The sequence below is a fragment of the Citrobacter sp. wls718 genome (assembly GCF_005280945.1).
Taxonomy (GTDB): Bacteria; Pseudomonadota; Gammaproteobacteria; order Enterobacterales; family Enterobacteriaceae; genus Citrobacter; species Citrobacter gillenii.
Map to the genome: position 1 here is coordinate 45,170 of NZ_SZWV01000076.1, position 20,030 is coordinate 65,199.

Consider the following 20,030-nt stretch of genomic DNA (forward strand, 5'->3'; position numbering starts at 1 on the left):
CGTGCTGATCGACCAGGACAAGTGCCGCGGCTGGCGTATGTGTATTACCGGTTGCCCGTACAAGAAAATCTACTTCAACTGGAAGAGCGGTAAGTCAGAGAAGTGCATTTTCTGCTATCCGCGTATCGAAGCCGGTCAGCCGACCGTATGCTCCGAAACCTGCGTCGGACGTATTCGTTACCTCGGCGTACTGCTGTATGACGCTGACGCCATTGAAAGCGCGGCAAGCACCGAGAACGAGAAAGATCTGTACCAGCGTCAGCTGGACGTGTTCCTCGATCCGAATGACCCGGCGGTCATTGAGCAGGCACTGAAAGACGGTATTCCGCTGAGCGTGATCGACGCGGCCCAGCAGTCTCCGGTGTACAAAATGGCGATGGACTGGAAGCTGGCGCTGCCGTTGCACCCAGAATACCGCACGCTGCCAATGGTCTGGTATGTTCCGCCTTTGTCACCGATTCAGTCTGCGGCTGATGCGGGTGAGCTGGGCAGCAACGGTATTCTGCCGGACGTGGACAGCCTGCGTATTCCGGTTCAGTACCTGGCAAACCTGCTGACTGCAGGGGATACGCAGCCGGTGGTACTGGCGCTGAAGCGCATGCTGGCGATGCGTCACTTTAAACGTGCGGAAACCGTTGACGGTAAAGTCGACACCCGTGCGCTGGAAGAAGTTGGTCTGACTGAAGCGCAGGCACAGGAAATGTACCGCTACCTGGCCATCGCGAACTACGAAGATCGTTTCGTGGTACCGAGCAGCCATCGTGAGCTGGCGCGTGAAGCGTTCCCGGAGAAAAGCAGTTGTGGCTTTACCTTCGGCGACGGTTGCCACGGTTCGGACACCAAATTCAATCTGTTCAACAGTCGCCGCATCGATGCTGTCGATGTGACCAGCAAAACGGAGCCGCACCAATGATTGAACTCGTCATTGTTTCGCGTCTGCTCGAGTACCCGGATGCTGCCTTATGGCAGCATCAGCAGGAACTTTTTGATGCACTCGCGTCATCTGAAAACCTGGACAAAGATGATGCCCAGACTCTGGGCGTCTTCCTGCGCGATTTAACCGCGCAGGACATGCTGGACGCACAGTCCCGCTACAGTGAACTGTTCGACCGTGGCCGTGCAACCTCGCTGCTGTTGTTTGAACATGTGCATGGTGAATCCCGCGACCGCGGTCAGGCGATGGTTGACCTGATGGCGCAGTACGAGCAGCACGGTTTACAGCTCGACAGCCGCGAATTACCGGACCATCTGCCGCTGTACCTGGAATATCTGGCGCAGTTGCCGAAGGAGGAGGCGCTGGGTGGTTTGCAGGATATCGCCCCGATTCTGGCCCTGCTCAGTGCTCGTCTGCAACAGCGTGAAAGTCGCTACGCCGTGCTGTTCGATCTGCTGTTGAAACTGGCGAATGCGGCTATCGACAGCGACAAAGTGGCGGAGAAAATTGCGGATGAAGTTCGCGATGATACTCCGCAGGCGCTGGACGCTGTCTGGGAAGAAGAGCAGGTGAAATTCTTTGCCGATCAGGGGTGCGGTGAATCTGAGATCTCCGCTCACCAGCGTCGTTTTGCCGGGGCCGTCGCGCCGCAGTATCTGAATATCACCACCGGAGGACAGCAATAATGCACTTCCTGAATACGTTCTTTTTTGACATCTATCCGTACATTGCGGGTTCTGTCTTCCTGATTGGTAGCTGGCTGCGTTATGACTACGGGCAGTACACCTGGCGTGCGGCATCCAGTCAGATGCTGGATCGCAAAGGGATGAACATGGCGTCAAACCTGTTCCATATCGGGATCCTGGGTATTTTCGCCGGCCACTTCCTGGGGATGTTAACGCCGCACTGGATGTACGAAGCGTGGCTGCCGCTGGAAGTGAAACAGAAAATGGCCATGTTTGCAGGCGGTGCGTCCGGCGTGATGTGTCTGGTCGGTGGTGTATTGCTGCTCAAACGCCGTTTGTTCAGCCCACGCGTGCGTGCCACTACCACCGGCGCGGATATTCTGGTGCTGTCCGTTCTGGTTATCCAGTGTGCGCTGGGTCTGCTGACGATTCCGTTCTCCGCCCAGCATATGGACGGGAGTGAGATGATGAAGCTGGTCAACTGGGCACAGTCCGTGGTGACCTTCCACGGCGGCGCGTCCCAGTACCTGGACGGTGTGGCGTTTATCTTCCGTATGCACCTGGTGCTCGGTATGACGCTGTTCCTGCTGTTCCCGTTCTCGCGTCTGGTACACATCTGGAGCGTGCCAGTCGAGTATTTGACCCGCAAATACCAGATTGTTCGCGCACGCCACTAATCGATTCTCTGCGTCATTGTAAACCCTGCTTCGGCGGGGTTTTTTTATGGCTGTTGCCGGGTGGTGGCGAATACGTTTTATCCGGCCTATGGGGTTTAGCTGTTTAGCTAAGGGTACTACAGGGAAGTGGTAGTGGGGGAAGGATGACTCAGCGCTGCGCGCTTCGCCCTTCGGGTCGTTGCCTGCGGCAACGCTTTCTCGCTATGCCCGAATCGAACCTTAATCGAAGATTCTCATCCTTCCCGCATGGGCAGAATATAGGGCATTGTGCTTTGATTTAGCTGAGGTATTACAGGGGATTGATGGTGGTGGGGGAAGGATTCGAACCTTCGAAGTCGATGACGGCAGATTTACAGTCTGCTCCCTTTGGCCGCTCGGGAACCCCACCAGGGGTAATTCAAATTGTAGGTAATGCTATGAGGATGGTGGTGGGGGAAGGATTATTCGTCACTTCGCTCCTCACCCTTCGGGCCGTTGCCTTTAGCAACGTTCTCTCGCTTTCGCTCGAGTCGAACCTTAATCGAAGGTTCTCACCCTTCCCCGATAAGTGCAAACTTCTGCATTGCTCATCGAGTTAACTACATCGCTGTAGTGAATAATGGTGGTGGGGGAAGGATTCGAACCTTCGAAGTCGATGACGGCAGATTTACAGTCTGCTCCCTTTGGCCGCTCGGGAACCCCACCACGGGGTAATGCTTTTACTGGCCTGCTTCCTTGGGAAGCGGGGCGCATCATATCAAATGACGCGCCGCTGTAAAGCATTCCTTTGCTTAACGTAGATCGTTTGCGTGTTTTTCATCCGTAACGCAGTAAAGCTAATCAATTCATATTATTGGTGATTACAGAATAATCGTTCGGTTACCGTAAACAAAGACTCGCTGGGCCAGAACCTGATACAGCGCACGGCTTAACACATTCTTTTCTACGTCGCGGCCTGCGCGCATCATATCTTCTGCGGTATAGGTGTGATCCACGTGAATCACGTCCTGCATGATGATTGGACCTTCATCGAGGTTATCATTCACATAGTGAGCCGTTGCACCAATGATCTTGACGCCGCGCTCATAAGCCTGGTGGTACGGACGTGCACCAATAAAGGCAGGCAGGAACGAGTGGTGAATATTAATAATCTTGTTCGGGAAGCGTGAAACAAATTCTGGCGTCAAGACACGCATATATTTCGCCAACACCACATAATCAGGCTGGTGGGCGTCGATGGCATCGGCCATGTTTTGATCGTGTTCTTCGCGGGTTAATCCTTCATGGCTGACTAGCTCAAAAGGAATATCAAAACGTTCAACCAGCGAACGCAGCGTGTCGTGGTTGCCGATTACCGCCGCAATTTCAACATCGAGTCCACCGTAATTGGCTTTCATTAACAGGTCGCCCAGACAATGCGCTTCCTTGGTGACTAAAATAACGATGCGGCGACGGCCTGCTGGCGTAAGTTCGCGAATGGATCCTTCAGGCAGTGCGCCGTCGAGATCGGTCAGCAGCGTGACGTCATTAAAAATGCCTTCCAGTTCTGTACGCATAAAAAAGCGACCGGTACGGTGGTCAACAAACTCGTTGTTTTGCACGATGTTCAGTTCATGCTTGTAACAAATATTGGTAATGCGTGCGATCAAACCTTTTTGGTCGGGGCAGATAGTGCGCAGAACTTTACGTTGTTGTGAATGCATTGCCGGGGTATTCCTGTTGAAAATGTTTGCGTAATAGATGCTGTCGGGCGTGGGTTAGCCGCAGCACTTTTTAAATTTTTTACCTGACCCGCAAGGGCAGGGATCGTTACGGCCAATTTGCGGGCGCGTACCATCAATATAATACCACTGGCCGTTTTCTTTTAAAAAACGAGAGCGCTCAATAATGGCGCCCGTTTTCCCCTGTTCGGAAAACCGCGCCACAAAGCTGACATAGCCGGTATTTTCTGTGTCCGACGTTGCCTGTTCAAAAAGGGTAAGTCCAAGCCATTCGGTATGGGCAAATCCTGCGCTAATCTCATCGCGAAATGCGGCAGCATGACAGTCGGGGTGCCAGGTCTTAATCAGGTAATCTGCGTCTTTCATCACAAAAGCACAGTAACGAGAACGCATGAGGTGTGACGGCGTTGGTGCTACTTGCGCGCCAGACACATAACGGTAGCAACATAGGCTATACTCGACAGCGCTACCACAGGGACAAAGCTGAGACACAAAATACTCCCTGGAATAAAAAAACGGCGTAAAAACGCCACGGTAGCACTATGTTAACTGAGCCGTAGTGATGTTGCTACGTCTGCAAGCCAGGGGAAGTCTGTAGGTACAATGAGAAAAATAAAAATTGGGCTGGCGCTAGGTTCCGGCGCGGCACGAGGCTGGTCGCATATTGGTGTGATTAAGGCCCTTAAACATATGGGCATTGATGTTGATATCGTTGCAGGGTGCTCAATCGGTTCGTTGGTTGGCGCCGCCTATGCGTGTAATAAATTACCCGCCCTCGAGCAATGGGTCTGCTCGTTCAGCTATTGGGATGTTTTACGCCTGATGGATCTCTCCTGGCGCAGAGGCGGATTGCTGCGCGGTGAACGCGTGTTTAATCAATACCGCAACGTCATGCCTGTCGAGTCAATTGAACACTGCCAGCGCCGGTTTGCTACCGTCGCGACGAATCTGAGTACGGGTCGCGAACTGTGGTTTACCGAAGGTGATTTACACCTTGCCGTGCGGGCCTCTTGCAGTATTCCTGGTCTGATGTCCCCGGTTGCACATAATGGTTATTGGCTGGTTGATGGTGCGGTGGTTAACCCTGTGCCGGTTTCGCTGACGCGTGCGCTAGGCGCCGATATCGTCATTGCGGTTGACCTGCAACATGATGCGCACCTCATGCAACAAGATCTGCTCTCCTTTAACGTCAGCAATGATACCGACTCGAGTGATGACGAGCTTTCATGGCATGCGCGTCTGAAAGAGCGGTTGAGTAATATCACCGCCAGACGAACGGTCACTGCGCCCACGGCGATGGAGATCATGACCACCTCTATTCAGGTGCTGGAAAACCGGCTTAAACGTAACCGCATGGCCGGCGACCCGCCAGATATTCTAATTCAACCGTTTTGTCCGCAAATATCCACGCTGGACTTCCACCGTGCTGGTGCAGCTATTGCTGCCGGGCAGCTTGCGGTAGAGAAAAAAATGGATGAGTTGCTGCCACTGGTGAAGACCAACATCTAACGCATTTTTTATCAACACTTAAGTCAATTCTGACAGGCGTGAGTAGCAATAGCATGCCACTATTGATTAAAGCCAGTCAGGGGGGAGAATATGACGCAGCCATTGGTCGGAAAACAGATTCTTATTGTTGAAGATGAGCCTGTATTTCGCTCACTTCTGGACTCATGGTTTTCCTCTTTGGGAGCGACAACGGCTGTAGCGGGCGATGGGCTTGATGCGCTGGAATTATTGGGGCGCTTTACACCCGATCTGATGATCTGCGATCTTGCGATGCCGAGAATGAACGGTCTCAAACTGGTTGAATACCTGCGTAACCGTGGCGATCGGACGCCAATCCTGGTTATCTCCGCGACAGAAAATATGTCTGATATTGCCAAAGCACTTCGCCTCGGTGTGGATGATGTGTTGCTTAAGCCGGTGAAAGACCTTAACCGACTACGGGAAACGGTTTTTGCGTGCCTTTACCCCAACATGTTTAACTCGCGCGTTGAAGAAGAAGAGCGGTTATTTCGTGACTGGGATGCGATGGTCGGCGACCCCGCAGCAGCAGCAAAACTGTTACAAGAGCTACAGCCACCGGTTCAACAGGTGATTTCACAGTGTCGCATCAACTACCGTCAACTGGTTGCCGCCGATCAACCCGGCCTGGTCCTTGATATTGCGCCGTTGTCGGAACACGATCTTGCCTTCTATTGCCTGGATGTGACGCGGGCAGGGGATAATGGCGTGCTGGCGGCACTGTTGTTACGGGCACTGTTTAATGGGCTGCTACAAGAGCAACTGGCACATCAGAATCAACGGTTGCCGGAACTCGGTACGCTCCTGAAACAGGTTAATCATCTGCTGCGACAGGCCAATCTACCGGGACAATTTCCGTTGCTGGTGGGTTACTACCATAGCGGTTTAAAAAATTTGGTCCTGGTCTCTGCGGGTCTGAATGCGACCTTAAATACTGGTAGCCACAACGTGCAAATCAGTAATGGTGTTCCGTTGGGAACGTTGGGGAATACGTACCTCAACCAACTAAGCCAACGCTGTGAGTCCTGGCAGTGCCAAATTTGGGGTGCCGGGGGGCGTCTGCGACTGATGTTGTCCGCAGAATGAACAATCGAGAGGCAGGGATTCAAATTGGCTCACCTCCCTGTCTTTTGCAGTGCTACTATCAGCGCCAGATTTATTCGTATTTATCTTAATTATACCGACGCGCGTCCTTTTCAGACCTGAAGCTTGTCGCGGTACTGATATACTCGGATGCGATACAGATTGATGAACACGTTCAATACATGAACAGTCCAGGAGAGTTTTAAATGGCTGCCCTTAATTCGAAAGTCAAAAAAGCCGTTATCCCGGTAGCGGGATTAGGAACCAGGATGTTACCGGCGACCAAGGCAATTCCTAAAGAAATGTTACCGCTGGTTGATAAGCCATTAATTCAATACGTCGTCAACGAATGTATTGCCGCGGGTATCACTGAAATTGTCCTTGTGACTCACTCGTCTAAAAATTCGATTGAAAACCACTTCGATACCAGCTTTGAACTTGAAGCTATGCTGGAAAAACGTGTTAAGCGCCAGTTGCTGGAAGAAGTGCAATCTATTTGCCCACCGCACGTGACGATTATGCAGGTTCGTCAGGGGCTGGCAAAAGGTCTGGGTCACGCTGTATTGTGTGCGCACCCGGTTGTTGGTGATGAACCCGTAGCGGTCATCCTGCCGGATGTTATTCTCGACGAATACGAATCTGATTTATCCCGCGATAACCTCGCCGAAATGATTAGTCGCTTTGATGAAACAGGCAGCAGCCAAATTATGGTGGAGCCAGTAGAAGATGTGACGGCTTACGGCGTGGTGGACTGTAAAGGTGTGGAATTAGCGCCGGGCGAAAGCGTACCGATGGTCGGTGTTGTGGAAAAACCGAAAGCCGATGTCGCGCCATCTAATCTTGCGGTTGTAGGGCGTTATGTCCTGAGTGCAGATATCTGGCCTCTGCTGGCAAAAACGCCTCCGGGCGCAGGTGACGAAATTCAGTTGACCGATGCTATCGATATGCTGATTGAAAAAGAAACGGTTGAAGCCTATCACATGAAGGGCAAAAGCCATGACTGTGGTAATAAGCTGGGTTATATGCAAGCGTTCGTCGAATATGGTATTCGTCATAATACCCTTGGCGCTGAATTTAAAGCCTGGCTTGAAGACGAGATGGGTATTAAGAAGTAACATCACGTTATTAATCCGCATGCAACGGCGCTGTTTATCCAGCGCCGTTTTTTTATACCCCTATGGGTAGGTGTTATGCGAAGTACAGGTAAAAAAAATCCCGCCGTCGGCGGGATTTTAAGCAAACTAATTGTGGATTAATCCTTGATCAGGAAATCGTCCAGCTGTTTACCTTGTTCTTCCATCGCTTTTTTGATTACTGCCGGTGTACGACCCTGGCCGGTCCAGGTTTTCGTTTCACCGTTTTCGTCAACATAGCTATATTTAGCTGGGCGTGCTGCGCGCTTGGCTTTAGCACCGGTTTTAACCGCAGCCATGCTATTCAGCAGTTCGTTCGGGTCAATACCGTCAGCAATCAGCATTTCACGATATTGTTGCAGTTTACGAGTGCGCTCTTCAACTTCAGCAGCGGCAGCGCTTTCTTCTTCGCGACGCTCGCTAACGACAACTTCTAATTTTTCCAGCATTTCTTCAAGCGTTTCCAGAGTGCATTCTCTTGCCTGCGCACGAAGAGTACGGATGTTGTTCAGAATTTTAAGTGCTTCGCTCATTGTAGTAATCTCAAACTTATATTGGGTGGGGTTTGTTGAGCTAATAATAGAGCGATAAATTCAGATGTGCAATAGCCAGGAATGTAAGGAATTCAAAATTGCGCTTTATTTAGTATCTGCATTAATTCATTGTCGTTAAATTTCGTCCGGGAAAGGGCATAAAAAAGGCTTATTGGTGTGGGGGCTACTCTTCAGTCATGCAGGAAAATTCAAGATTCAGGTCACATTTTACAGCACGGTAATTGTATCTGTTTGCAGTAATTTCAACCTTTTGTATTAGTTTTGCTTACGGGAATTCACTATTACAGGGTGTTCGTAGGGGGATTCAATAACATTGAAAGCAAGGTTTCTTTATTGAACTGTGATGATAAGCACCGTTGATGAATTTCAAGGGCACTATTTGTGAAAGAATGTGTATATACCGTCATAAGTCAGATTATTCGAGCATTGGTGGTGTGCATCACTGTGCGACCCATAACTTAAGTCTGTTTCCTGAACCTTACCGTAGTTCGTCATATTTAGGAGGCTGATGAGTGATGCTGACGCGATTTTTTATACGTATGTGGGCGACAACGGTGCGCAGACATGTTTGTGAATTATGATACAATCGCGCCCATATTTATTTACTCAGGTGAGGGCTGACGGTCAATGGCACAGCTATATTTTTACTATTCTGCAATGAATGCGGGGAAGTCGACCGCTTTGCTGCAATCTTCATACAATTACCAGGAACGTGGCATGCGTGCCGTTGTATATACAGCGGAAATCGACGATCGGTTTGGAACAGGGAAAGTAAGTTCACGTATAGGTCTGTCGTCACCTGCAAAACTGTTTAACCAAAATTCATCATTGTTCGAAGAAATTCGCGCGGAGAATGCGCAGCAGAGAATACATTGTGTACTGGTTGACGAGTCACAGTTTTTGACACGCCAGCAGGTTTATGAATTATCCGAGGTTGTCGATCAGCTGGATATTCCGGTTTTGTGTTACGGGTTACGCACCGATTTTCGTGGTGAATTATTTGGCGGTAGCGAATACCTGCTTGCCTGGTCAGATAAATTGGTCGAATTAAAGACTATTTGTTTCTGCGGGCGGAAGGCGAGTATGGTACTACGTCTTGATCAAGCTGGACGACCTTATAACGAGGGAGAACAGGTGGTTATTGGTGGCAATGAACGCTATGTGTCGGTATGCCGCAAGCACTATAAAGAGGCGCAATCTGAGGGCTCTCTGACGGCCATTCAGGAACGGCACAGCCACGATTAATCTACGCTAGCCTGGGCGCTGTAACGCGCAGGGTAGACCACTGGCCATAAGTCAGAAGTACTACCCTACAATCACCTCTGTAGACCCTTTACGCGCATCCTCCTCCAATCTCCTACGGGCTTGTCCATTCACCACGATGGTCTGCATGAGTTTTTGCGCTGTGAAGGTGATAATAAATCAGGCGAAAAAAAACGGTCCCCTAAAGGGACCGTTCGACGTGATACTACAGCTTAGATTTTTGAATTAAGCGGATTTCTTCGCTTTTTTCTCTGCTTTAGGCGCGGCAGCTGCTTCAGTTTTAGCGGCAGTTTCACCTTCGTTGTATTCGCGACCGTAGAAGGTATCCAGCAGAATCTGTTTCAGTTCAGAAATCAGCGGGTAACGCGGGTTAGCGCCGGTGCACTGGTCGTCAAACGCATCTTCAGACAGTTTGTCAACATGTGCCAGGAAGTCAGCTTCCTGAACGCCAGCTTCACGGATAGACTTAGGAATACCCAGTTCAGCTTTGATCTCATCCAACCATGCCAGCAGTTTCTGGATTTTCGCTGCGGTACGGTCGCCCGGTGCGCTCAGACCCAGATGGTCTGCGATTTCAGCGTAGCGACGACGGGCCTGCGGACGGTCGTACTGGCTGAAAGCAGTCTGTTTAGTCGGGTTGTCGTTTGCGTTATAACGAATAACGTTGCTGATCAGCAGGGCGTTCGCCAGACCGTGAGGAATGTGGAACTGTGAACCCAGCTTGTGCGCCATGGAGTGACATACACCGAGGAAGGCGTTAGCAAACGCGATACCGGCGATGGTCGCTGCACTGTGTACACGCTCGCGAGCTACCGGGTTCTTAGAACCTTCGTGGTAGGACGCAGGCAGGTTTTCTTTCAGCAGTTTCAGCGCTTGCAGAGCCTGACCGTCAGAGAACTCAGAAGCCAGTACGGAAACGTAAGCTTCCAGGGCGTGAGTGACGGCATCCAGACCACCGAACGCACACAGTGACTTCGGCATATCCATCACCAGGTTAGCATCGACAATCGCCATATCCGGAGTCAGCGCGTAGTCTGCCAGTGGATATTTCTGACCAGTAGCGTCGTCGGTTACAACCGCAAACGGGGTGACTTCAGAACCGGTACCGGAAGTGGTGGTGACGGCGATCATTTTCGCTTTCACGCCCATTTTCGGGAACTTGTAGATACGTTTACGGATGTCCATAAAGCGCAGCGCCAGTTCTTCGAAGTGGGTTTCCGGATGTTCGTACATGACCCACATGATTTTCGCTGCGTCCATCGGGGAACCGCCACCCAGCGCGATGATCACGTCTGGTTTGAAGGAGTTGGCTAGTTCAGCACCTTTGCGCACAACGCTCAGCGTCGGGTCAGCTTCAACTTCAAAGAACACTTCGGTTTCAACGCCCGCAGCTTTCAGAACAGACGTGATCTGGTCAGCGTAGCCGTTGTTGAACAGGAAGCGGTCGGTCACGATCAGCGCACGTTTGTGACCATCGGTAATCACTTCATCCAACGCGATTGGCAGTGAGCCACGGCGGAAGTAGATAGATTTCGGAAGTTTGTGCCACAACATGTTTTCAGCTCGCTTAGCAACGGTTTTCTTGTTGATCAGGTGCTTAGGACCAACGTTTTCAGAGATGGAGTTACCACCCCAGGAACCACAACCCAGAGTCAGGGATGGTGCAAGCTTAAAGTTGTACAGGTCGCCGATACCACCCTGAGACGCCGGGGTGTTGATCAGGATACGTGCAGTTTTCATCATCTGACCGAAGTGAGCAACGCGTTCTGGCTGGTTGTCCTGGTCAGTGTACAGGCAAGAGGTATGACCGATACCGCCCATAGCAACCAGTTTTTCAGCTTTAACAACTGCATCTTCGAAGTCTTTCGCACGGTACATTGCCAGCGTCGGAGACAGTTTTTCGTGAGCAAACGGTTCGCTTTCGTCGACAACTTTAACTTCACCAATCAGAATCTTGGTGTTAGTCGGCACGGAGAAACCAGCCAGCTCAGCGATTTTGTATGCCGGTTGACCCACGATAGCCGCGTTCAGCGCGCCATTTTTCAGGATGATGTCCTGAACAGCCTTCAGCTCTTTGCCCTGCAGCATATAGGCACCGTGGCTGGCAAAACGTTCGCGAACGGCGTCGTATACGGAATCTACTACCACAACGGACTGTTCAGACGCACAGATTACACCGTTGTCGAAGGTTTTAGACATCAGCACGGAAGCAACGGCACGTTTGATATCTGCTGTTTCGTCGATAACAACAGGGGTGTTACCTGCGCCAACACCGATTGCCGGTTTACCAGAGCTGTATGCTGCTTTAACCATACCAGGACCACCGGTCGCAAGGATCAGGTTAATGTCCGGGTGGTGCATCAGAGCGTTAGACAGTTCAACAGAAGGTTGATCGATCCAGCCAATCAGGTCTTTTGGTGCGCCAGCAGCGATAGCAGCCTGCAGAACGATGTCTGCCGCTTTGTTGGTTGCATCTTTAGCACGCGGATGTGGAGAGAAGATGATAGCGTTACGCGTCTTCAGGCTGATCAGCGATTTGAAGATTGCAGTAGACGTTGGGTTAGTGGTTGGAACGATACCGCAGATGATACCAATCGGTTCAGCGATAGTGATGGTCCCAAAAGTATGGTCTTCGGCCAGGACACCACAGGTTTTTTCATCTTTGTAAGCGTTATAGATGTATTCAGATGCGAAGTGGTTTTTAATCACTTTATCTTCGACAATACCCATGCCAGATTCGGCAACGGCCATTTTCGCGAGAGGAATTCGAGCGTCTGCGGCAGCCAGAGCGGCGGCGCGGAAGATTTTGTCAACCTGTTCTTGAGTGAAACTGGCATATTCACGCTGGGCTTTTTTTACGCGCTCTACAAGTGCGTTAAGTTCAGCGACATTAGTAACAGCCATGATGCTCTCCTGATAATGTTAAACTTTTTTAGTAAATCATCTGCTCGCTACGAGAGTATAGACAGATCGACGAAAATTTGTGTAACGTTTTGAAAATCAAACGGTTAATTAACGCCCGCCTTACATTGATTTACTAAAAGAGCTTATACGCTAGCGTATTCAACTCTAACGCGTTTTCTCCAGGTGGCGTAAGCAAGATTACTCACTTCTGAGTAGTAATTGCGTGATCTGGATCAAGTTTACGCGAAGCTGACACCTTTCAGCAGGCTCTTTTAGTGTTTATCGGCAAGTGTTAACGAATTGATGGAATGAATGAGATTAACATTAGCATATTTCATACATATTAATAACACCGAGTATTGGTAGCACGTTTACAGAGATTAACGCAGATAGAAGGTGAAGAATGCTGCCAAAAAGCGTATCTTCAGCGCGGTTTTTAACATTTTTTATGACTCATTTTATCCGGCTAACGCTTCGGAGCTAACCGTGATCCATACGCTATTTGATTTTCCTCTTTACTTTAAGTTTTTCATTGGGTTATTTGCGTTGGTCAACCCCGTCGGGATCATCCCGGTCTTTATCAGTATGACCAGCTACCAAACCGCAGCGGCGCGTAACAAAACCAATCTGACGGCAAACCTGTCGGTGGCGATTATTTTGTGGACCTCGTTGTTTCTTGGTGATGCGATCCTGCAACTCTTCGGTATCTCGATTGATTCGTTCAGAATTGCCGGCGGGATTCTGGTGGTAACCATTGCAATGTCGATGATCAGTGGGAAACTCGGGGAAGATAAACAAAACAAACAGGAAAAGTCAGAGACTGCCATACGCGAGAATGTTGGTGTTGTTCCGTTGGCATTGCCGTTGATGGCGGGGCCGGGGGCGATAAGTTCAACCATCGTCTGGGGGACTCGCTATCATAGCGCATTAAACCTGTTCGGGTTCTTTGTGGCGATTGCACTGTTTGCCTTATGCTGTTGGGGACTGTTTCGTATGGCTCCTTGGCTGGTACGCCTGTTGGGGCAAACGGGTATTAACGTTATTACCCGTATTATGGGCTTATTGCTCATGGCGTTGGGGATTGAATTCATCGTCACCGGCATCAAATCTATTTTCCCGGGCTTACTGGCCTGACGGGACTGTTTTCAGTAAACGGAGCTGGCCCTCAGCTCCGTTCTTTTCATTATCAGTAAAACGTCTCACTAAAGTTGAAAATTAGCATTGAAATTGTAAAACATGCTGATTGCCAATCCATCTGTTAAGCATTGATTTATAAGATAATAATTTTTATGGCTACGTCCCTGAATAGGGGGCTTACTGTTATTTTTCTAACATTATACTCTGGGGCTTGCTGAAGGATTATCGAAATGTTATTAGTTATTTCAGTGTCTATTTTAGAGTAATGTGCTAATTAATGACCAATTGTTAATTTTATGTAAATTATATCGGCATATTGATACCGGACAGGGTAATCAACCGCTCAATGGATTTAATTCGTTATCTATCATGACATTACGATTATCACCTCTCTTTTTGAGGACCATTGATGTGCGATTTTTTTCGATAAAAGCGAATTGGTTAACAAATCTGTAAAATGTATTGGCGGTTAAGAAAGGCATTTGATACTTTCCGACCAGGTATTTTACAGAAGATTTTACGTTGATGAGAACTGTTTTCAGTTAGTTTCTCTCAATAGAGTAACCGCGTGTTTCCGACAGGGGAGACACGTAGAAAATCGACGCAAGGCGGTCGCTCGAACCGCCAGAATAAATAAAGTCGGTGATAGCAAGCAGTAAAACAATAAATCACCTGACGGCAGAAAATCTCCGGTGCCGTACAGGGATCCGTACAGGATTAACAGTCTGGTTAAAAAACCAGCCATAATAATGAGGGAGTACAAACACAATGACTAACATCACTAAGAAAAGTTTAGTAGCGGCGGGGATTCTATCTGCGCTTATCGCAGGAAATGTTGCCACGGCGGCAGAAGTACCTGCCGGTGTTCAACTTGCTGAGAAGCAAACGCTGGTACGCAATAATGGTTCGGAAGTTCAGTCTCTCGATCCGCACAAGATCGAAGGTGTGCCAGAATCCAACATTAACCGTGACCTGTTTGAAGGTTTATTAATCAGCGACGTTGATGGCAAGCCATCACCGGGCGTGGCGGAAAAATGGGAAAATAAAGATTTTAAAGTCTGGACGTTCCATCTGCGTAAAGACGCGAAATGGTCCGATGGCTCGCCCGTGACCGCGCAAGATTTTGTGTATAGCTGGCAACGTCTGGCGAATCCAAATACCGCTTCACCATACTCCAGCTATTTACAGTATGGGCACATCGTTAATATTGACGACATTATCGCCGGTAAAAAACCGGTCACCGATCTCGGTGTAAAAGCCATTGATGACCATACTTTTGAAGTTACCCTCAGTGAACCTGTTCCGTATTTCTACAAACTGCTTGTTCACTCATCAGTTTCCCCGGTGCCTAAAGCCGTGGTGGAAAAATTTGGTGATAAATGGACCCAGCCCGCGAACATCGTTTCTAACGGCTCCTATAAATTAAAAGATTGGGTCGTCAACGAGCGCATTGTTCTTGAGCGTAATACTAACTACTGGGATAACGCCAAAACGGTGATTAACCAAGTAACTTATCTGCCAATTTCTTCTGAAGTGACTGATGTTAACCGCTACCGCAGTGGTGAAATCGACATGACCTACAACAACATGCCGATTGAGTTATTCCAGAAACTGAAAAAAGAGATCCCGAACGAAGTTCACGTTGACCCGTATCTGTGTACCTACTATTACGAAATTAATAACCAGAAGCCACCGTTCAACGATGTGCGTGTACGTACCGCCCTGAAGATGGCACTGGATCGTGACATTATCGTCAACAAAGTGAAGAACCAGGGCGACCTGCCAGCGTACAGCTTCACGCCGCCGTATACCGATGGCGCAAAACTGGTTGAGCCAGAGTGGTTCAAGTGGTCACAGGAAAAACGTAACGAAGAAGCGAAAAAACTGTTGGCTGAAGCTGGCTTTACCGCAGAAAAACCGCTGACCTTCGACCTGTTGTATAACACCTCCGATCTGCACAAGAAGCTGGCTATTGCAGCCGCCTCTATCTGGAAGAAAAATCTGGGTGCCAACGTTAAGCTGGAAAACCAGGAGTGGAAGACCTTCCTCGATACCCGTCATCAGGGTAACTATGATGTTTCTCGTGCGGGCTGGTGTGCGGATTACAACGAACCGACTTCTTTCCTTAACATGGTGCTGTCAGACAGCTCCAACAACACTGTTCACTATAAGAGCGCGGCATTTGATAAGTTGATTGCCGATACGCTGAAAGTGACTGACGAAGCGCAGCGCAGCGAGCTGTATTCGAAAGCTGAGCAGCAGTTGGATAAAGACTCTGCGATTGTACCGGTGTATTACTACGTCAATGCGCGTTTGGTGAAACCATGGGTAGGCGGATACTCCGGTAAAGACCCGATGGATAATATCCACGTTAAAGACTTGTATATTATCAAGCATTAATGGCAAGACGTGGGGCGACCATCGTTGCCCCACAGTGTCTTTTTCTTCGAACTATAAATACCTCTCTGGCCCCATAACTGGCTTAAAGAGGTATAAAGGCACACGCCAGAAGGTACGGGCAATGTTAAAATTCATATTACGTCGCTGTCTGGAAGCGATTCCGACGCTATTTATTCTTATTACGATCTCATTCTTTATGATGCGCCTTGCGCCGGGGAGTCCTTTTACCGGTGAACGTGCGTTACCGCCAGAAGTACTGGCGAATATTGAAGCGAAATATCATCTTAATGACCCTATCACCACGCAGTACTTCAGCTACCTGAAGCAACTGGCGCATGGCGATTTTGGACCTTCCTTTAAATATAAAGACTATACAGTTAACGATCTGGTTGCCTCGAGCTTCCCGGTTTCGGCGAAGCTGGGTGCAGCTGCCTTTATCCTGGCGGTACTCGTTGGCGTCAGTGCTGGCGTCATTGCTGCGTTGAAGCAAAATACGCGCTGGGATTATACGGTGATGGGGGTGGCGATGACCGGGGTGGTTATCCCAAGCTTTGTGGTGGCCCCCTTGTTAGTGATGATATTTGCAATAACGCTGAAATGGTTGCCCGGTGGTGGCTGGAACGGCGGGGCGCTGAAATTTATGATCTTGCCGATGGTGGCGTTGTCGCTGGCTTATATCGCCAGTATCGCCCGTATCACCCGTGGGTCGATGATTGAAGTGCTGCACTCCAACTTTATTCGTACCGCACGGGCGAAAGGTCTGCCAATGCGGCGGATTATTTTCCGTCACGCGTTAAAGCCCGCTTTGCTGCCGGTGTTGTCTTATATGGGCCCGGCGTTCGTTGGCATTATTACCGGTTCGATGGTGATTGAAACTATCTACGGCTTGCCGGGTATTGGTCAACTGTTCGTTAACGGCGCGCTGAACCGCGACTACTCGCTGGTATTGAGCCTGACCATTCTGGTCGGTGCACTGACAATTGTATTTAATGCGATTGTTGATGTGCTGTATGCCGTTATCGATCCGAAAATCCGTTACTGATACTGGAGCTCGCTATCTATGATGTTAAGTAAGAAAAACAGCGAGACGCTGGAGAATTTCAGTGAAAAGCTGGAAGTCGAAGGCCGCAGTTTGTGGCAGGATGCGCGTCGACGCTTTATGCATAACCGCGCGGCGGTAGCCAGTCTGGTTGTGCTGGTGATTATCGCGCTGTTTGTGACCCTTGCGCCGATGCTATCGCAATTTACCTACTTCGACACCGACTGGGGAATGATGTCCAGCGCGCCGGACAGTGAGTCCGGCCACTACTTCGGTACTGATTCTTCGGGGCGTGACCTGCTGGTACGCGTGGCGATTGGTGGACGTATTTCGCTGATGGTCGGGATTGCCGCGGCGCTGGTGGCGGTGATTGTCGGCACGTTGTACGGATCGTTGTCAGGATATCTGGGCGGCAAAATTGACTCCGTGATGATGCGCCTGCTGGAAATCCTCAACTCCTTCCCGTTCATGTTCTTCGTCATTCTGCTGGTGACCTTTTTTGGGCAAAACATCCTGCTGATCTTTGTGGCGATCGGTATGGTCTCCTGGCTGGATATGGCACGTATCGTGCGTGGCCAGACGCTGAGCCTGAAGCGCAAAGAGTTTATTGAGGCTGCGCAGGTGGGTGGGGTTTCGACCGTGCGCATTGTTATCCGCCATATTGTCCCGAACGTTCTGGGCGTGGTAGTTGTGTACGCATCGCTACTGGTACCGAGCATGATCCTGTTCGAATCCTTCCTGAGCTTCCTTGGCTTAGGGACCCAGGAGCCGTTAAGCAGTTGGGGGGCGTTGTTAAGTGATGGTGCTAACTCAATGGAAGTCTCACCGTGGCTGCTGCTGTTTCCGGCAGGTTTCCTGGTGGTGACGTTGTTCTGTTTCAACTTTATTGGCGATGGCCTGCGTGATGCCCTCGACCCGAAAGACCGTTAAGGAGTGCAGCCATGAGCGTAATTGAAACCTCAACCGCGCCGCTCGCGCAACAACAGGCTAACGCACTGCTGGACGTGAAAGATCTGCGCGTGACGTTTGCCACCCCTGATGGGGATGTAACCGCGGTTAACGATCTGAACTTTTCGCTGCGAGCCGGTGAAACGCTGGGTATTGTCGGTGAATCTGGATCGGGGAAATCGCAAACGGCGTTTGCCCTGATGGGACTGTTGGCGGCCAATGGTCGCATCGGCGGTTCTGCGACGTTCAACGGACGTGAAATTCTTAATTTACCGGAACGCGAGCTGAACAAACTGCGCGCCGAACAAATTTCAATGATCTTTCAGGACCCCATGACCTCCCTGAACCCGTATATGCGGGTCGGAGAGCAGTTAATGGAAGTGCTGATGCTGCATAAAGGTATGAGTAAAGCCGAAGCGTTTGAAGAATCCGTCAGAATGCTGGATGCGGTCAAAATGCCGGAAGCGCGCAAGCGTATGAAGATGTATCCACATGAATTTTCAGGCGGGATGCGCCAGCGTGTGATGATCGCCATGGCGTTACAGTGTCGGCCAAAGTTACTGATCGCCGATGAGCCGACAACCGCGCTCGATGTTACGGTTCAGGCGCAAATTATGACGCTCCTGAATGAACTTAAGAGTGAATTCAATACCGCGATTATTATGATCACCCACGACCTCGGTGTGGTTGCCGGGATATGCGACAAGGTTCTGGTGATGTATGCCGGGCGCACCATGGAATATGGCAGCGCGCGCGATGTCTTTTATAAACCCGTTCATCCGTATTCTATTGGTTTGCTTAACGCGGTACCGCGTCTGGATGCTGAAGGGGAAGAGATGCTGACCATCCCGGGTAACCCGCCAAACCTGCTGCGTTTGCCAAAAGGATGCCCGTTCCAGCCTCGTTGTCCGCATGCGATGGAAATTTGTAGCAGCGCTCCGCCGCTGGAAGAGTTTAGCCCAGGCCGCCTGCGTGCCTGCTTTAAACCGGTGGAGGAACTGGTATGACAACGGCAACTGAACAACGAAAAGTCTTGCTTGAGATAGCCGATCTTAAAGTCCATTTCGATATCAAAGACGGCAAGCAGTGGTTCTGGCAACCCTCACAAACACTGAAAGCCGTTGATGGCGTGACCCTGCGACTGTGCGAAGGTGAAACGTTAGGGGTGGTGGGCGAGTCAGGCTGCGGTAAGTCTACCTTTGCCCGCGCCATTATTGGTCTGGTGAAAGCCACCGACGGCAAAGTGGCCTGGCTGGGTAAAGATTTGCTGGGTATGAAACCCGATGAGTGGCGCGCGGTGCGCAGCGATATTCAGATGATTTTCCAGGATCCGCTGGCTTCATTAAACCCGCGTATGACCATCGGTGAAATTATCGCAGAACCGCTGCGCACTTATCATCCCAGCCTGCCAGGGCAGGAAGTGCGCGATCGCGTGAAGGCAATGATGATGAAAGTCGGGCTGTTGCCAAATTTGATCAACCGCTATCCGCACGAATTTTCAGGCGGGCAGTGTCAGCGTATCGGGATTGCTCGCGCGCTGATCCTCGAGCCGAAGTTGATTATTTGCGATGAGCCGGTTTCGGCGCTGGACGTGTCGATTCAGGCGCAGGTAGTGAACCTGTTGCAACAACTGCAGCGTGAAATGGGATTATCGTTAATCTTTATTGCCCATGACCTGGCGGTGGTTAAACATATTTCCGATCGCGTGCTGGTAATGTACCTGGGGCATGCGGTGGAACTGGGCACTTACGACGAGGTGTACCATAACCCGCTGCATCCTTATACTAAAGCGCTGATGTCGGCGGTGCCGATCCCCGATCCCGATCAGGAGAGGAACAAAACCATCCAACTGTTGGAAGGCGAATTACCGTCACCGATCAATCCGCCGTCTGGTTGTGTGTTCCGCACCCGTTGTCCGATTGCCGGACCGGAATGTGCAAAAACGCGACCGGTTCTGGAAGGAAGTTTCCGCCACGCTGTTTCCTGCCTGAAAGTAGACCCGCTATAATCGTGAGGGCTGACAAAGGTCAGCCCTTCTTATAGGT

Annotated in this window: 17 protein-coding genes, 2 tRNA genes and 2 other RNA genes; 13 read left to right on the plus strand and 8 right to left on the minus strand. The window is 50.2% G+C overall.

From position 1 onward, the window contains the following. From narH to narI, 3 genes are all read left to right on the plus strand, one after another. A partial coding sequence (gene narH, locus FDW95_RS23880) for a nitrate reductase subunit beta (RefSeq protein WP_249359132.1) occupies positions 1–913 on the plus strand: 913 nt, incomplete at its 5' end. Next, positions 910–1,620 (plus strand): nitrate reductase molybdenum cofactor assembly chaperone, encoded by a 711-nt coding sequence (narJ, locus tag FDW95_RS14980; protein WP_096756787.1) that lies wholly within the window; start codon positions 910–912, stop codon positions 1,618–1,620. The genes narH and narJ, both read left to right, overlap by 4 nt. Beyond that, positions 1,620–2,297, plus strand: coding sequence for a respiratory nitrate reductase subunit gamma (gene narI, locus FDW95_RS14985; protein ID WP_115258301.1), 678 nt, complete (start codon positions 1,620–1,622; stop codon positions 2,295–2,297). The genes narJ and narI overlap by 1 nt, the downstream gene beginning before the upstream one ends. A gap of 127 nt (positions 2,298–2,424) precedes the next feature. Here narI and FDW95_RS14990 read toward each other — a convergent pair. From FDW95_RS14990 to FDW95_RS15015, 6 genes are all read right to left on the minus strand, one after another. After that, positions 2,425–2,555: non-coding RNA, RtT sRNA (locus FDW95_RS14990), on the minus strand. Between the two features lie 45 nt (positions 2,556–2,600). Then, positions 2,601–2,685: transfer RNA gene (locus tag FDW95_RS14995), tRNA-Tyr, on the minus strand. A 35-nt stretch (positions 2,686–2,720) separates the two neighbouring features. After that, a non-coding RNA gene (locus FDW95_RS15000) (RtT sRNA) lies at positions 2,721–2,852 on the minus strand. A gap of 44 nt (positions 2,853–2,896) precedes the next feature. Beyond that, positions 2,897–2,981: transfer RNA gene (locus tag FDW95_RS15005), tRNA-Tyr, on the minus strand. Positions 2,982–3,136: 155 nt separating this feature from the next. Further along, positions 3,137–3,979, minus strand: a complete 843-nt coding sequence (purU, locus tag FDW95_RS15010) for a formyltetrahydrofolate deformylase (protein ID WP_115258302.1) — start codon at positions 3,977–3,979, stop codon at positions 3,137–3,139. A gap of 54 nt (positions 3,980–4,033) precedes the next feature. After that, positions 4,034–4,489 carry a YchJ family protein gene (locus FDW95_RS15015; RefSeq protein ID WP_115258303.1) on the minus strand — a complete coding sequence of 152 codons (456 nt, stop codon included), beginning with the start codon at positions 4,487–4,489 and terminating at the stop codon, positions 4,034–4,036. Between the two features lie 111 nt (positions 4,490–4,600). Between FDW95_RS15015 and rssA the strand changes: the two genes are divergently transcribed. The 3 genes from rssA to galU all read left to right on the plus strand — a co-directional run bounded on the left by rssA (position 4,601) and on the right by galU (position 7,722). After that, the gene (rssA, locus tag FDW95_RS15020) at positions 4,601–5,506 is read left to right on the plus strand and encodes a patatin-like phospholipase RssA (RefSeq protein WP_115258304.1); all 906 of its coding nucleotides are present in this window, start codon (positions 4,601–4,603) and stop codon (positions 5,504–5,506) included. 90 nt (positions 5,507–5,596) lie between these two features. Beyond that, positions 5,597–6,610, plus strand: a complete 1,014-nt coding sequence (gene rssB / locus FDW95_RS15025; RefSeq protein WP_096756792.1) for a two-component system response regulator RssB — start codon at positions 5,597–5,599, stop codon at positions 6,608–6,610. Positions 6,611–6,813: 203 nt separating this feature from the next. Further along, the gene (gene galU / locus FDW95_RS15030; RefSeq protein WP_096756793.1) at positions 6,814–7,722 is read left to right on the plus strand and encodes a UTP--glucose-1-phosphate uridylyltransferase GalU; all 909 of its coding nucleotides are present in this window, start codon (positions 6,814–6,816) and stop codon (positions 7,720–7,722) included. Positions 7,723–7,859: 137 nt separating this feature from the next. Here the strand turns inward: galU and hns are convergent, their stop codons facing one another. Beyond that, positions 7,860–8,273, minus strand: coding sequence for a histone-like nucleoid-structuring protein H-NS (gene hns, locus FDW95_RS15035; protein WP_096756794.1), 414 nt, complete (start codon positions 8,271–8,273; stop codon positions 7,860–7,862). 648 nt (positions 8,274–8,921) lie between these two features. Between hns and tdk the strand changes: the two genes are divergently transcribed. Beyond that, positions 8,922–9,539, plus strand: coding sequence for a thymidine kinase (tdk, locus tag FDW95_RS15040; protein WP_115258305.1), 618 nt, complete (start codon positions 8,922–8,924; stop codon positions 9,537–9,539). Between the two features lie 243 nt (positions 9,540–9,782). Here the strand turns inward: tdk and adhE are convergent, their stop codons facing one another. Next, a complete protein-coding gene (gene adhE / locus FDW95_RS15045) occupies positions 9,783–12,461 on the minus strand; it encodes a bifunctional acetaldehyde-CoA/alcohol dehydrogenase (RefSeq protein WP_096756796.1) in 2,679 nt (892 codons plus the stop codon). Positions 12,462–12,947: 486 nt separating this feature from the next. Here adhE and FDW95_RS15050 point away from each other — a divergent pair, with 486 nt between their 5' ends. The 6 genes from FDW95_RS15050 to oppF all read left to right on the plus strand — a co-directional run bounded on the left by FDW95_RS15050 (position 12,948) and on the right by oppF (position 19,993). Beyond that, positions 12,948–13,595: a YchE family NAAT transporter gene (locus FDW95_RS15050; RefSeq protein ID WP_115259934.1), complete on the plus strand. Its 648-nt coding sequence runs from the start codon at positions 12,948–12,950 to the stop codon at positions 13,593–13,595. Between the two features lie 771 nt (positions 13,596–14,366). Continuing rightward, positions 14,367–15,998 carry an oligopeptide ABC transporter substrate-binding protein OppA gene (oppA, locus tag FDW95_RS15055; RefSeq protein ID WP_115258306.1) on the plus strand — a complete coding sequence of 544 codons (1,632 nt, stop codon included), beginning with the start codon at positions 14,367–14,369 and terminating at the stop codon, positions 15,996–15,998. Between the two features lie 121 nt (positions 15,999–16,119). Further along, the gene (gene oppB / locus FDW95_RS15060; RefSeq protein ID WP_096756798.1) at positions 16,120–17,040 is read left to right on the plus strand and encodes an oligopeptide ABC transporter permease OppB; all 921 of its coding nucleotides are present in this window, start codon (positions 16,120–16,122) and stop codon (positions 17,038–17,040) included. A gap of 18 nt (positions 17,041–17,058) precedes the next feature. Next, positions 17,059–17,967 (plus strand): oligopeptide ABC transporter permease OppC, encoded by a 909-nt coding sequence (gene oppC, locus FDW95_RS15065; RefSeq protein ID WP_096756799.1) that lies wholly within the window; start codon positions 17,059–17,061, stop codon positions 17,965–17,967. A gap of 11 nt (positions 17,968–17,978) precedes the next feature. After that, positions 17,979–18,992: a murein tripeptide/oligopeptide ABC transporter ATP-binding protein OppD gene (oppD, locus tag FDW95_RS15070; RefSeq protein ID WP_096756800.1), complete on the plus strand. Its 1,014-nt coding sequence runs from the start codon at positions 17,979–17,981 to the stop codon at positions 18,990–18,992. Next, complete coding sequence (gene oppF, locus FDW95_RS15075; protein WP_137363542.1) at positions 18,989–19,993, plus strand: murein tripeptide/oligopeptide ABC transporter ATP-binding protein OppF; 1,005 nt, start codon at positions 18,989–18,991, stop codon at positions 19,991–19,993. Before oppD ends, oppF begins: the two co-directional genes overlap by 4 nt. Positions 19,994–20,030 lie beyond the last annotated feature (37 nt).